Source organism: Streptomyces sp. NPDC012827, assembly GCF_042900905.1.
Lineage (GTDB): Bacteria > Actinomycetota > Actinomycetes > Streptomycetales > Streptomycetaceae > Streptomyces > Streptomyces gulbargensis.
In genome coordinates this window covers 456,176-469,417 of the sequence record NZ_JBIBBY010000005.1, presented here as the reverse complement: position 1 = coordinate 469,417, position 13,242 = coordinate 456,176, and the positions used below count along the sequence as shown (strand labels likewise).

11 protein-coding genes and 1 riboswitch are annotated in these 13,242 nt (G+C 75.0%); of the genes, 8 read left to right on the top strand and 3 right to left on the bottom strand.

Features of this window, described 5'->3' with window-relative positions:
• Positions 1-242: 242 nt before the first annotated feature.
• The 7 genes from ACFY60_RS14425 (at position 243) to ACFY60_RS14395 (ending at position 8,745) form a co-directional block, all read left to right on the top strand.
• Positions 243-1,517, top strand: a complete 1,275-nt coding sequence (locus ACFY60_RS14425) for an inorganic phosphate transporter (RefSeq protein WP_345280707.1) — start codon at positions 243-245, stop codon at positions 1,515-1,517.
• A gap of 12 nt (positions 1,518-1,529) precedes the next feature.
• Positions 1,530-1,751, top strand: coding sequence for a hypothetical protein (locus tag ACFY60_RS14420; RefSeq protein ID WP_388611642.1), 222 nt, complete (start codon positions 1,530-1,532; stop codon positions 1,749-1,751).
• Positions 1,752-1,908: 157 nt separating this feature from the next.
• A riboswitch (cobalamin riboswitch) is annotated at positions 1,909-1,985 on the top strand.
• A gap of 54 nt (positions 1,986-2,039) precedes the next feature.
• Positions 2,040-3,029 (top strand): cobalamin biosynthesis protein, encoded by a 990-nt coding sequence (locus ACFY60_RS14415; protein ID WP_388611640.1) that lies wholly within the window; start codon positions 2,040-2,042, stop codon positions 3,027-3,029.
• The gene (locus tag ACFY60_RS14410; protein ID WP_388611638.1) at positions 3,026-4,534 is read left to right on the top strand and encodes a cobyric acid synthase; all 1,509 of its coding nucleotides are present in this window, start codon (positions 3,026-3,028) and stop codon (positions 4,532-4,534) included. The genes ACFY60_RS14415 and ACFY60_RS14410 overlap by 4 nt, the downstream gene beginning before the upstream one ends.
• Positions 4,535-4,685: 151 nt before the next feature.
• A complete protein-coding gene (locus ACFY60_RS14405; RefSeq protein ID WP_388611636.1) occupies positions 4,686-6,779 on the top strand; it encodes a putative cobaltochelatase in 2,094 nt (697 codons plus the stop codon).
• On the top strand, positions 6,779-7,387 hold the full coding sequence (gene cobO, locus ACFY60_RS14400) for a cob(I)yrinic acid a,c-diamide adenosyltransferase (RefSeq protein WP_309051086.1): 609 nt from the start codon (positions 6,779-6,781) through the stop codon (positions 7,385-7,387). The genes ACFY60_RS14405 and cobO overlap by 1 nt, the downstream gene beginning before the upstream one ends.
• Complete coding sequence (locus tag ACFY60_RS14395; protein WP_388611634.1) at positions 7,381-8,745, top strand: cobyrinate a,c-diamide synthase; 1,365 nt, start codon at positions 7,381-7,383, stop codon at positions 8,743-8,745. The genes cobO and ACFY60_RS14395 overlap by 7 nt, the downstream gene beginning before the upstream one ends.
• A 2-nt stretch (positions 8,746-8,747) precedes the next feature.
• On the opposite strand, the gene ACFY60_RS14390 is transcribed toward ACFY60_RS14395, so the two are convergent.
• On the bottom strand, positions 8,748-9,476 hold the full coding sequence (locus ACFY60_RS14390; RefSeq protein ID WP_388611632.1) for a ZIP family metal transporter: 729 nt from the start codon (positions 9,474-9,476) through the stop codon (positions 8,748-8,750).
• A 30-nt stretch (positions 9,477-9,506) separates the two neighbouring features.
• On the opposite strand from ACFY60_RS14390, the gene cobC reads away from it, so the two are divergent.
• On the top strand, positions 9,507-11,048 hold the full coding sequence (gene cobC, locus ACFY60_RS14385; protein WP_388611630.1) for an Rv2231c family pyridoxal phosphate-dependent protein CobC: 1,542 nt from the start codon (positions 9,507-9,509) through the stop codon (positions 11,046-11,048).
• Positions 11,049-11,210: 162 nt separating this feature from the next.
• Here cobC and ACFY60_RS14380 read toward each other — a convergent pair whose 3' ends face one another.
• Both ACFY60_RS14380 and ACFY60_RS14375 read right to left on the bottom strand, forming a co-directional pair.
• Complete coding sequence (locus ACFY60_RS14380) at positions 11,211-12,227, bottom strand: SCO1860 family LAETG-anchored protein (RefSeq protein WP_388611628.1); 1,017 nt, start codon at positions 12,225-12,227, stop codon at positions 11,211-11,213.
• A 288-nt stretch (positions 12,228-12,515) separates the two neighbouring features.
• A complete protein-coding gene (locus tag ACFY60_RS14375) occupies positions 12,516-13,235 on the bottom strand; it encodes a siderophore-interacting protein (RefSeq protein WP_388611754.1) in 720 nt (239 codons plus the stop codon).
• Positions 13,236-13,242: the final 7 nt, after the last annotated feature.

The following is a 13,242-nucleotide window of genomic DNA, read 5'->3' as shown; positions in this document are numbered from 1 at the left end:
TCCGTCCAGGGGGCGGACGGGGCCCCCGGGGCCCGGACGGCGGCGGGGGGTGGGAGGGCAGCAGGCGCACGGATTACCCGGGGTTCCGGGGTGTTCGGATGGTGGACAGGGGTGGCGGCACCGGAAAACGGAATCCCTTGACACCGGTTCGGGACACCACGCTGCCCGCCCCAGTTCACCTTCCGTTCACCCAGGTTGCTTACGTTCGACGAGCCACTGACGTCAAACGATTGCCTGGGTAAATGGAACACATCACGCTGCTGCTCGCCATTGTGGTCGTGACAGCTCTCGTGTTCGATTTCACGAACGGTTTCCACGACACCGCCAACGCGATGGCCACGACCATCTCGACCGGTGCGCTCAAGCCCAAGACGGCGGTGGCCATGTCCGCCGTGCTCAACCTCGTCGGCGCCTTCCTCTCCGTGGAGGTGGCCAAGACGATCTCCGGCGGCATCATCAACGAACAGGGCATCCGCACGGAAGTGATCTTCGCGGCCCTGGTCGGCGCCATCCTGTGGAACCTGCTGACCTGGCTCGTGGGCCTGCCCTCCAGCTCCTCCCACGCGCTGTTCGGCGGCCTCATCGGCGCCGCGGTCGCGTCGGCCGGCTGGTCGGCCGTCAACGGCTCGACCATCGTCACCAAGGTCCTCATCCCGGCCGTGGCGGCCCCCCTCGTCGCCGGTCTGGCAGCGATGGCCGCGTCCCGCCTGACGTACAAGATCAACGCCAACCGCGAGGCGAAGGCCACGGCCAAGGGCTACCGCGCCGGCCAGATCGCCTCCGCCGGTCTCGTCTCCCTCGCCCACGGCACCAACGACGCGCAGAAGACGATGGGCATCATCACCCTCGCGCTGGTCACCCAGGGCGTCGTCGCCCCGGGCGCCAACCCGCCCCTGTGGGTCATCGTCTCGGCCGGTGTCGCCATCGCCCTCGGCACCTACCTCGGCGGCTGGCGCATCATCCGCACCATGGGCAAGGGCCTCACCGACCTCCAGCCGCAGCAGGGCTTCGCCGCCCAGACCAGCGCCGCCACGGTCATCCTGGCCTCCTCGCACCTGGGCTTCTCGCTCTCCACCACCCAGTCCTGCTCGGGTGCCGTGATGGGCGCCGGCCTCGGCCGCAAGGGCGGTGTCGTCCGCTGGTCGACCGCCACCCGGATGTTCGTCGCCTGGGGCCTGACCCTGCCCGCCGCCGGCCTCGTCGGCGCCGGCGCCGAGTTCCTCACCCAGCAGGGCACCTGGGGCATCGTCGCCGTCGCGATCCTGCTGGTCTCCGGCTCCGCCGTGATCTGGGCGCTGTCCCGCCGCAAGCCGGTCGACCACCACAACGTCACGGACGACGACCTCGACGGCGGCTCCGGCACCCCCGGCGTCGTGACCACCGCGATCGCGGCCGTCACCCCGCCGCCGCCGGCCGGCTCGGTCGCCGCCGTCGCGGACGAGGACCTCAAGACCACCATCCCGGCGCGGGTCCCCACGGACCCGGCCGCTCCCCCGGCCCCCGCCGCAGCGGTGTAAGGAACGAACGACATGAAGATCGACTGGGCAGCCCTCGGCTCCGTCTTCGGAGTCAGCCTCGTGGCGACCGTCGCCCTGGTGGGCCTCTTCTCCCTCGGCATCGTCGGCCTCACCAAGCAGGAGGAGGCCGCGGCGAACGGCGGCTCCGCCACCCTGGCCCGCACCGGCGCCTACGCCTGCTTCGCGCTCTGCGCGGCGGCCGTCGCGTACGGCATCTTTCTGATCGTCGCCTGACACGACGACCTGACGGCCGGGCGGTCCGCACCTCGGGTGCGGGCCGCCCGGCCGTCGTGTCTGTGGTGCTTCGCACAGTGACCCGTCGCAGGTCAAGGGTGAGTTGACGGGCGTTCTCGGGGCGTGGTGGACTGCCGAGGCCATTACGGCGGCAAGGAAGAGGAAGTCCGGTGCGATTCCGGCGCGGTCCCGCCACTGTGACCGGGCCCCCAGGGGTCCGGGAGCCAGGAACTCCCCCCGCCGGTCACGTCGAGCCAGGGCGCGGACCCTGAGTGAGGACACAGCGCCATGCCCGGCCGCATCCGCAGCCTGTCCGAAGCCGGCCCTTCCGGGGCCGCCGGTGTCTTCGCGTACGGAGCGGCCGCCGGCCTCGCCGCCGATCTGCTCCTCGGAGACCCCCGGCGCGGTCACCCCGTCGCCGCCTTCGGCCGGGCCGCCGCTGCCGTGGAGCGGCGTCTGCACCACGACCACCGCGGCTGGGGCGCGCTGCACACCGCCGTCTGCGCCGGTTCCGCCGTGGCGCTCGGCGCCGCCGCCGCCCGCTCCGTACGGCGCAGCCGCGCCGCCTCCACCGCCCTGACCGCGGCCTGCGTGTGGGCCGTCGTCGGCGGTACGACCCTGGGCCGGGAGGCCCGTGCCATCGGCGGGGCGCTCGCCGCCGGGGACCTGGAGACCGCCCGGGAGCGGCTGCCGCACCTGTGCGGACGCGACCCGCAGTCCCTGGACGGTCCCGCGATGGCCCGCGCGGTCGTCGAGTCCGTCGCCGAGAACACCTCCGACGCCGTCGTCGGCGCCCTCGTGTGGGGCGCCGTCGCCGGCGTGCCGGGGCTGCTCGGCTTCCGGGCGGTCAACACCCTGGACGCGATGGTCGGCCACAAGTCCCCGCGCCACCGCCGCTACGGCTGGGCCTCGGCCCGCCTGGACGACCTGGCCGGCTGGCCGGGCGCCCGCCTGACGGCCGCGCTGGCCACCGCCGCCGGGGGCGATCCGCGCGGGGCCGTACGGGCCTGGCGGGCCGACGCGGGCAGGCATCCCAGCCCCAACGCGGGCCCGGTCGAGGCCGCCTTCGCGGGCGCTCTCGGCGTACGGCTCGGGGGGACGCTCTCGTACGGCGGGCGGGTCGAGCACCGGCCCGTCCTCAACGGGGAGGGGCGGCCCGTGGAGGTCGCCGACATCGACCGGGCGGTCCGGCTCTCGCGCCGGGTGACCTGGCTGACCCTGGCCGCCTGCGCGGGCGGCCGGCTGATCACGGACACGCTGAAGCGGAGGACGAAGTGAGGGGTGGGGGGCTGCTCGTCGCCGGGACGACCTCCGACGCGGGCAAGAGCGTCGTCACGGCCGGCATCTGCCGCTGGCTGGTCCGGCAGGGCGTCAAGGTCGCGCCGTTCAAGGGACAGAACATGTCCCTCAACTCCTTCGTGACCCGCGAGGGCGCCGAGATCGGGCGGGCCCAGGCCATGCAGGCGCAGGCCGCCCGCGTCGAGCCGACCGCGCTGATGAACCCGGTGCTGCTCAAGCCGGGCGGCGACCGGACCAGCCAGGTCGTGCTCATGGGCCGCCCGGTGGGCGAGATGAGCGCCCGGGGCTACCACGGCAACCGGCAGAAGGAGCTGTTCGAGCCGGTCGTCGCCTGCCTGGAGGAGCTGCGGGCCACGCACGACGCCGTGATCTGCGAGGGGGCGGGCAGCCCCGCCGAGATCAACCTGCGCCGCACCGACATCGTGAACATGGGCATCGCGCGGGCCGCGCGCCTGCCCGTCGTCGTGGTCGGCGACATCGACCGGGGCGGGGTCTTCGCCCAGTTCTTCGGTACGACGGCGCTGCTCGCGCCCGAGGACCAGGAGCTCGTCGCCGGGTACCTCGTGAACAAGTTCCGGGGTGACGTGACCCTCCTGGAGCCGGGCCTCGACATGCTGTACCGCCTGACGGGCCGCCGTACGTTCGGCGTCCTGCCGTACGCGCACGGCCTCGGCATCGACGAGGAGGACGGCCTGCGCGTCTCCCTGCGGGGCGCGGTCCGCGAGTCGGTGGTGGCCCCGCCGGTCGGCGCGGACGTGCTGCGGGTCGCCGTCTGCGCCGTACCGCTCATGTCCAACTTCACGGACGTGGACGCGCTGGCGGCCGAGCCGGGGGTGATCGTGCGGTTCGTGGACCGGCCCGAGGAGCTGGCCGACGCGGACCTGGTGGTCGTGCCCGGCACCCGGGGCACGGTCAGGGCGCTGGCCTGGCTGCGCGAGCGGGGCCTCGCGGCGGCCCTCGCGCGGCGGGCGGCCGAGGGCCGGCCGGTGCTCGGCATCTGCGGCGGCTTCCAGGCCCTCGGCGAGCACATCGAGGACGAGGTCGAGTCGAAGGCGGGCGCCGTCGAGGGCCTGGGGCTGCTGCCCGTGCGGGTCCGCTTCGCCCGCGAGAAGACCCTCGCCCGGCCGGTGGGCGAAGCCCTCGGGCAGCGCGTCGAGGGGTACGAGATCCACCACGGCCTCGCCGACGTACGGGGCGGGGAGCCGTTCCTGGACGGCTGCCGCGTCGGCGCCGTGTGGGGCACCCACTGGCACGGCTCCCTGGAGAGCGACGGCTTCCGCCGCGCCTTCCTGCGGGAGGTCGCCGCGGCGGCCGGGCGGGCCTTCGTCCCGGCCCCGGACACCTCCTTCGGGGCGCTGCGCGAGGAGCAGCTCGACCGGCTCGGTGACCTGATCGAGGAGCACGCCGACACGGACGCACTGCTGCGGCTCATCGAGGAGGGGGCCCCGAAGGGGCTGCCGTTCGTGCCGCCCGGGGCGCCGTGAGGGGGCCGTCCCCGCACGCGCGAGGACCGCGTCTCCGCCGCCTGCCCCGGCGGGCCGTTCCCCCCGCCGGGAGCGGGCCCTCCCTCCCGGCGCCCACCCGGGCCGGGCACGCCCGAGCCGAGCACAAGCCTTCCGAAGGAGTGACCACCCGATGAGCACCCGCTTTCCGTTCACCGCCGTCGTCGGCATGGACGACCTGCGGCTGGCGCTGCTGCTGAACGCCGTCAGCCCGTCCGTGGGCGGTGTTCTCGTCCGGGGCGAGAAGGGCACCGCGAAGTCGACCGCCGTCCGGGCGCTGGCCGAACTCCTGCCCGAGGTGGCCGTCGTCGCCGGGTGCCGGTTCAGCTGCGATCCGGACTCGCCGGACCCGGACTGCCCGGACGGGCCCCACACCGGGGGCACCCCGGGCGCCCGCCCGGCGCGCATGGTCGAGCTGCCCGTAGGTGCCTCCGAGGACCGGCTCGTCGGTGCACTCGACATCGAACGGGCCCTCGCGGACGGTGTGAAGGCCTTCGAGCCGGGCCTGCTCGCCGACGCCCACCGGGGCATCCTCTACGTGGACGAGGTCAACCTGCTCCACGACCACCTGGTCGACGTCCTCCTCGACGCCGCCGCCATGGGCGCCTCCCACGTCGAGCGCGAGGGCGTCTCCGTGCGGCACGCGGCCCGCTTCCTGCTCGTGGGCACCATGAACCCCGAGGAGGGCGAGCTGCGGCCGCAGCTGCTCGACCGGTTCGGGCTCACCGTGGAGGTGGCCGCCTCGCGGGACCCGCAGCAGCGGGTGGAGGTCGTCCGGCGGCGGCTGGCGTTCGAGGACGATCCGGCCGGGTTCGCCGCCCGCTGGGCGGACGAGGAGACCGCGCTGCGGGAGCGGATCACAGCCGCCCGGGAGCTGCTGCCGAAGGTGGCGCTCGGCGACGCGGCCCTGCTGCAGATCGCCGCGACCTGTGCCGCCTTCGAGGTGGACGGCATGCGCGCCGACATCGTCATGGCCCGGACCGCGACCGCGCTCGCCGCGTGGGCGGGCCGGACGGAGGTCACCTCCGAGGACGTGCGGCAGGCGGCCCTGCTGGCGCTCCCCCACCGCCGCCGGCGCAACCCCTTCGACGCGCCCGGCCTGGACGAGGACAAGCTCGACGAGACGCTGGAGCGGTTCGGGGGCGAGGAGCCGGACGGGGACCCGGAGCCGGACGGCCCGGGTGACGGTGGTCCCGGTGACGACGGAGGGCCCGGGGGCGGCGGGGGCGGGATTCCGCCGCAGAGCGAGGGCCCCGCGCCCGGCGAGTCCTCCACGCCCGACGAGACCAGCGCGCCCGAGGAGTCCCCGGCGCCCGGGGAGGCCCCGGCGCAGGCTCCGCGGGGCGGCGGCCCCGGCGCCGGTGAGCGCGCCGCCGCCCCGGCCGGCGAGCCCTTCCGTACGAAGGCGCTGAGCGTGCCCGGCCTCGGCGAGGGCGCGGCGGGGCGGCGCTCCCGGGCCCGTACCGAGCAGGGCCGTACCACCGGGGACACCCGGCCCCGGGGCGCGCTGACCAAGCTGCACCTCGCCGCGACCGTACGGGCCGCCGCCCCGCACCAGCGGGCGCGCGGGCGCAGCGGACCGGGGCTCGTGGTGCGGCGCGACGACCTGCGGCAGGCGGTCCGGGAGGGCCGGGAGGGCAATCTGGTCCTGTTCGTGGTGGACGCCTCCGGGTCGATGGCGGCGCGGCAGCGGATGAGCGCCGTGAAGGGCGCGGTGCTGTCGCTGCTGCTCGACGCCTACCAGCGGCGCGACAAGGTCGGCCTCGTCACCTTCCGGGGCCGGGACGCCGAGGTCGCGCTGCCGCCGACCTCCTCGGTGGACGCCGCCGCCGCCCGCCTGGAGAAGCTGCCGACGGGCGGACGCACCCCGCTGTCGGCGGGGCTGCTGAAGGCCCATGACGTGCTGCGCGTGGAGCGGCTGCGGGACCCTTCGCGGCGTCCGCTGCTCGTGGTGGTGACCGACGGCCGGGCGACCGGCGGCGGCGCCGACCCGGTGGCGCTCGCCGCCCGTGCCGCACGGCTGCACGCCGCCGACGGCACGGCCGCGGTGGTCGTGGACTGCGAGACGGGGCCGGTCCGGCTCGGGCTCGCCGGGAACCTCGCCCGTGATCTGGGCGGAAGCGCGGTGACGCTGGACGAGCTGCGCGCCGACGCGATCGCCGGGCTCGTCAGGGACGTACAGGGACAGGGCAACAGCCCGAAGGACTCGATGAGGAGGGCCGCGTAGTGCCCAAGGGACAGCCGACCGTCGTTCCGGACGACGGACTGACCACCCGCCAGCGGCGCAACCGCGCGCTGGTGATGGTCCACACGGGCGTCGGGAAGGGGAAGTCGACCGCCGCCTTCGGCATGGCGCTGCGCGCCTGGAACCAGGGCTGGCCGATCGGGGTGTTCCAGTTCGTCAAGTCCGCCAAGTGGCGGGTCGGCGAGGAGAACGCGCTGAAGGCGCTCGGCGAGACCGGCAAGGGCGGCACGGTCGTCTGGAACAAGATGGGCGAGGGCTGGTCCTGGATCCAGCGCGAGGTCGCCGAGGGCGAGCAGTCGCACGAGGAGAAGGCGCGCGAGGGCTGGGAGCAGGTCAAGCGGGACCTCGCCGAGGAGCGGTACAAGTTCTACGTCCTGGACGAGTTCGCGTACCTGCTGCACTGGGGCTGGATCGACACCGCCGAGGTGGTGGAGGTGCTGAGGAACCGTCCGGGGCAGCAGCACGTGGTCATCACCGGCCGCAACGCCCCCCAGGAGCTGGTGGACTTCGCGGACCTGGTGACCGACATGTCGAAGGTGAAGCACCCGATGGACGCGGGTCAGAAGGGCCAGCGGGGCATCGAGTGGTAGCACGTCTCGTCATCGCCGCGCCGTCCTCGGGCGCGGGCAAGACCACCGTGGCGACCGGCCTGATGGCCGCGTTCGCCGGGCGTGGTCTGGCCGTCTCCCCGCACAAGGTCGGCCCGGACTACATCGACCCGGGCTACCACGCGCTCGCGACCGGCCGGCCGGGCCGGAACCTCGACGCGTACATGTGCGGGACCGGGCTGGTCGCCCCGCTGTTCGCGCACGGCTCGCGCGGCTGCGACCTGGCGGTGGTCGAGGGGGTCATGGGTCTGTACGACGGGGCCGCCGACCAGGGCGAGCTGGCGTCCACCGCGCAGGTGGCCAAGCTGCTCAGGGCGCCGGTGGTGCTGGTCGTGGACGCCTCCTCGCAGTCGCGGTCGGTGGCCGCGCTGGTGCACGGTTTCGCGTCCTGGGATCCGGAGGTCCGGATCGGCGGGGTGATCCTCAACAAGGTGGCCACGGACCGGCACGAGCACCTGCTGCGGGAGGCGCTCGGCGAGTCGGGGGTGCCGGTGCTCGGCGTCCTGCGGCGGGCGCCCGGTGTGGCGACGCCCTCGCGGCACCTGGGCCTCGTGCCGGTCGCGGAGCGGCAGGCGCTGGCGGTGGAGGCGGTGGCCGCGCAGGCGGAACAGGTCCGGGCGGGCTGCGATCTGGAGGCGCTGCTGGCGCTGGCCCGCAGCGCGCCGGAGCTGCGTACGGAGGCGTGGGATCCGGCGGCGGCGGGAGCGTCCGAGTCGGCGGGAGCCGGCCGTGCCGGGCGGCGGGCGCCCCTGGTGGCGGTGGCCGGCGGGGCGGCGTTCACGTTCTCGTACGCCGAGCACGCCGAGCTGCTGCGGGCCGCCGGTGCCGAGGTGGTGACCTTCGACCCGCTGCGGGACGAGGCGCTGCCGGAGGGGACCTCCGGGCTCGTCGTCGGAGGCGGTTTCCCGGAGGTGTACGGGGCCGAGCTGTCCGCCAACGAGCCGCTGCGGAAGGCCGTGGCGGACCTCGCGGCCTCGGGCGCGCCGGTCGCCGCCGAATGCGCCGGCCTGCTCTATCTGGCGCGTTCGCTGGACGGGCGGCCCATGTGCGGCGTGCTGGACGCCGACGCGCGGATGTCGGAGCGGCTGACGCTCGGTTACCGGGACGCGGTGGCCGTGAGCGACAGCGTGCTGGCCGCCGCGGGGACCCGGATGCGGGGCCACGAGTTCCACCGGACGGTGATCGAGCCGGGCGCCGGCGCCTCGCCCGCCTGGGGGCTGCGGCAGCCTGAGCGGCGGGTCGAGGGCTTCGTCCAGGGCGGGGTGCACGCCAGTTACGTGCACACGCACTGGGCGGGGGCGCCGGGGGTCGCCGCGCGGTTCGTGGAGCGCTGCGGGTGAGTTCAGTGTCCGGAGAGGCCCACCACGAGCCAGATGAAGGCCACGCCCGCGACCGTGCAGAGCAGGGTGGAGCGGGCGGGGTGGTCGTGGTGCGCCTCGGGGAGGATCTCGGCGGCGGCGAGGTAGAGCAGGGCGCCGCCGAAGAATCCGAGATAACCCCCGAGAAGTTCCTCCGGAAGGGTGAACAGCAGGGTGGACGCGGCACCGAGGAGCGGGGCGACGGCGTCGGCGGCGAGCATCGCGAGGGCCTTGCGGCGGGCGTTCCCGTAGAGGCTGGTGATCGTGTAGGTGTTGAAGCCGTCGGCGAAGTCGTGGGTGATGACGGCGAGGGCGACGGTGGCGCCCATGCCGCCGCCGACCTGGAAGGCCGCGCCGAGGGCGATGCCGTCCATGAGGCTGTGGGCGACCATCGCCGCGGCGGCGGTCATGCCGACCTGCGGGACCCGTTCCCCGGCCGTCACCCCGTGGCCGGCGCGGCGGACGGCGAGCAGTCGCTCCACCGCGTGGGCGAGGAGGAAGCCGCCGGCGAACAGCAGCAGGGCCTCGGGGACGCCGAACACCTCGTCCCCGGCGGCCTCCAGCGCCTCGGGCAGCAGGTCGAGTCCGACGACGCCGAGCATGAGTCCGCCGGCGAGGCCGAGGACGAGGTGGCGCCGGTCGGTGACGCGCTGCGCGACCCACCCGCCGAAGAGGGTCATGAGGAACGCGCCGAGCGCGACGACGACAGCCATGGCCCCTTGGTATCGGACGGGGGCGCGTCCGTGCACGTCGGCGTGGGCGGCCGGTCGGGCGTGTCGGCGGCGGAGGTGCTCGCCCTGGTGGCGGAGTGCCTGCGGGAGGCGGGGGTGACGGCCGGGGCCGTGCGCGCGCTCGCCACGCTGGACTCGCGGGCGGCGGAGCCGGGGATCGTGGCGGCGGCGGCCTCCCTGGGCGTGCCGGTGCGGGGTTTCGCGGCCGGGGAGCTGGCCGCCGTGCCCGTACCGCATCCCTCACGGGTGCCGCTGGTGGCGGCGGGGACGGCGTCCGTGGCGGAGGCGGCGGCGCTGCGGGCGGCGGGTGAGGGGGCGGTACTGCTCGTCCCGAAGCGGAAAACCCGCCGCGCGACCTGCGCGGTTGCGGCATTCGTACCGATTCGTCCCGACCAAGGCGCGCCGGGCGTACGGTTGTTGCCCTTGACGCACGGGTACATCGCTGGCGAGCCTGGCTCACCCCCCACCATCCCCACCCCCCACACGACGGCGGCCATGGACACGCATACGCAATCCGACGCCCACGACCTGCGGCACCACGGTGACGCCGAGGTACGGGACGAGAAGCTGATCGATCTCGCGGTGAACGTCCGGACGGACACGCCTCCGGACTGGCTGCGGGAGCGCATCGCCCATTCGCTGTTCGGGCTCGCGGCCTACCCCGACGGACGGTCGGCGCGGGCGGCGGTCGCCGAGCGGCACGATCTGCCGCCGGGCCGCGTCCTGCTCACGGCGGGCGCGGCGGAGGCGTTCGTGCTGATCGCGCGGGCGCTGCCGGCCCGGCGGCCGGTCGTGGTGCATCCGCAGTTCACCGAGCCCGAGGCGGCGCTGCGCGACGCCGGGCACGAGGTGGAGCGGGTACTGCTGCGCGAGGAGGACGGTTTCCGGCTGGATCCGGCGGCGGTGCCCGAGGACGCGGATCTGGTGGTGATCGGCAACCCGACCAATCCCACCTCGGTGCTGCATCCGGCCGCCGCGATCGCCGCGCTGGCCCGGCCGGGGCGGACGCTGGTCGTGGACGAGGCGTTCATGGACGCGGTGCCGGGCGAGCGGGAGTCGCTGGCCGGCCGGACGGACGTGCCGGGCCTGGTGGTGCTGCGCAGCCTCACCAAGACCTGGGGTCTCGCCGGGCTGCGGATCGGCTACGTGCTGGCGGAGCCGGAGACGGTGCTCGCCCTGGAGCGGACCCAGCCGCTGTGGCCGGTGTCGACGCCGGCGCTGGTGGCGGCCGAGGCGTGCGTGTCGCGGCCGGCGCTCGCGGAGGCGGAGCTCGCGGCGCACCGGATCGGGGTGGAGCGCGCCCATCTGCTGGCCGGCCTCGCGGAGTTCGACGAGGTGCGGACGGTGCCGGGGGCCGAGGGGCCGTTCGTGCTGGTCCGGATCGACGGGGCGGACGCGGTACGGGAGCGGCTGCGGGCGCTGGGCTTCGCGGTCCGCCGGGGCGACACCTTCCCCGGTCTGGACCGGAACTGGCTGCGGCTCGCGGTGCGGGACCGGGTGACGACCAACCGGTTCCTGCAGGCGCTGGACCAGGCGCTGCTCATCTGCGGCTGAGCGCCGGCCGCCGGAGCGTACGGCGGGAGGCCGGGGCGGGCGGTGTCGTCACACCGTCCGCCCCGGCCCCGTTCCCCCGAGGCCGTGTCCTGCCGGTCGGGCCGCGAGCCCGGCCGAGGTCGTCAGGACCTCCCGGGGCCGCCGGCCCGCCCCCTCGGGCCGTCAGGCGCGGGAGCGTGACCGCGCGCGGGTGAGGGCGAGGGCGCCGCCGCCGGCGAGCAGGAGGACGAGCGCTCCGCCCGCGAGGTACGGGGTGGTGGAGCTGCCCCCGGTCTCGGCCAGGTTGCCGGTGGGGGCGGTGCCGCCGGTCTGGGGCTCCTTGCCGCCGTCACCGCCGTCGCTCGGCGCGGGTGTGGGCTGCTCCGAGGGCCGCTCGGTCGGCTTCTCCGTGGGCCGCTCGGTCGGCTTCTCGGTCGGCTTCTCCGTGGGCTTCTCGGTGGGCTTCTCGGTCGGTGTCGCCCCCTTCGGGGTCTCGCAGGTCGCCTCGGCGAGCGTCACGGTGCCGTCGACCTCGGCCACCCCCAGGGCGAGCGGGTTGACCTTGACCTTCAGTTCGAGCGCGGTCGCGGCGGCGGTACGGGAGGTCACCGACGTACGGGAGAGGTCGAGGGTGACGGTGCCGACGGCCGGCACGTCGACCTGGGTGCGGCCGCCGGCGGAGAGGGTCGTCCGCTTGCCGAGGACCGTGACGTGGCCCAGCACGTCGGAGGTGGCGACCGGCTTCTTCCCGGTCTCGCAGAGGGCCTTGGAGGTGACCTTCTCGACCTCGATGACGGAGAGCAGGGGGAGACCGGGGACGTGCACGCGGGCCTTGGCGAGGTTCACGTACCCCTCGGCCCTGCGCTCGTCCACGGTGGCGGTCGAGGTGGCGACGTCGGCCCGGAGGATGTCGATCGGCTTGTCGCCCTCGGCGCCCTGGACCCGCACGCTCAGCGCGGTCTCGTCGGCGCTGCGCGGCGCCCTGACCTCGTTGAGGGTGGCGCGCACGGGGACGTGCACGGTCCGGCCGAGCAGGGAGACGTCGAGGCCGGTGCGGAGCACGACGGCGGTGGCGCGTCCTTCGTCGCCCGTGGCGTGCGCCGCGGGGGCCGCGAGGAGGACGGGACCGGCGGCCAGGGCGGCGACGGTCGCGGCGGCCGCGGCGCGGCGTGCGGGCGTGCGGAAGGTGTTGCTGTTCAAGGTGGTGGAACCCCCACGGAAGACATGGCGTCGCCGGCCGCTCGCCACGGGGACGGTGGGTCGGCGCGGCGTCGGCGACTTGAGACACCGGAATCTTTACGCACGGAGAGTGAACCGGTGGTCGCCTGAGGTGAGTTCACTCCAAAGGGGGGTTTCCGCGATCATTTTCGATTTTTCTCGGCACAACCGTTCTCGCTCGTCCCTTCCGTTTCGCACGCGGGGCACGGACGGGAAGGGTGAGAACGAACCGGAAGGAACCGGGGTAACGGTCCGTCAACCGGGCGCCCGTCAGCTCGCGCGCCAGTACCCGAGGGCGTGGAGGCGTTCCCTGGGGAAGGCCAGCTCCTTGCGCGCGTACGAGGCGAGGGTGCGCGTGGTGGTGGTGTCGCAGGCGATCCAGAGGTACGTGCCGGGGCCGGCCAGGGCGGGCAGTTCGGCCTTCACCCGCGTCACGAACCCGGCGCCGGTGCCGTCGTGCGGCACCGTCCGCAGGTCGTGGCGCCCGGGGTCGGTACGGAACGGCAGCTCCGCGTCGGAGGCGTGCCGGGTCTCGAACCAGATCGTCGCGGGCACGTCCGGCAGCGCGTCGAGGAGGGAGTTGACGGCGGGCAGCGAGGCGGGGTCGCCGACGAGGAGCAGGCGGGACGGCGGCGGTTCGGGAAGCTCGAAGCCGGTGCCCTGGAGGGTGGCGTCGATGGTGGCGCCGGGAACGCAGGTGCGTGCCCAGCGGGCGGCCACGCCCTCGTGGAGCGCGAACTCCAGGCTGAAGGTGCCGGCCCCGGGGTCCGGGTCGACGAGGGTGTAGGCCCGCTGGTGGGGCTTGCCCCCGTCGTCGAACCAGAGGCGCACCCACATCGTGGGGTGCACCCCGGCGGCGGCGAGGAGACCGCCGTCCGCGCAGTGCACCCGGCGGTAGCCCTCGGTGACCTGCTCGGCCCCCGTCACGGTGAACGTGAAGTCCTTGCCGCGCATCAGCTTGAGGACGGCCCCCTGCCAGCCATGACCCACCGTGAAC

What these genes read in the sequence shown, in the direction of transcription:
- ACFY60_RS14425 (WP_345280707.1), top strand. Translation starts at nt 243, where the DNA reads ATGGAACACATCACGCTGCTGCTCGCCATTGTGGTCGTGACAGCTCTC.
- ACFY60_RS14390 (WP_388611632.1), bottom strand. Translation starts at nt 9,476, where the DNA reads ATGGCTGTCGTCGTCGCGCTCGGCGCGTTCCTCATGACCCTCTTCGGC.
- ACFY60_RS14405 (WP_388611636.1), top strand. Translation starts at nt 4,686, where the DNA reads ATGAGCACCCGCTTTCCGTTCACCGCCGTCGTCGGCATGGACGACCTG.
- ACFY60_RS14415 (WP_388611640.1), top strand. Translation starts at nt 2,040, where the DNA reads ATGCCCGGCCGCATCCGCAGCCTGTCCGAAGCCGGCCCTTCCGGGGCC.
- ACFY60_RS14420 (WP_388611642.1), top strand. Translation starts at nt 1,530, where the DNA reads ATGAAGATCGACTGGGCAGCCCTCGGCTCCGTCTTCGGAGTCAGCCTC.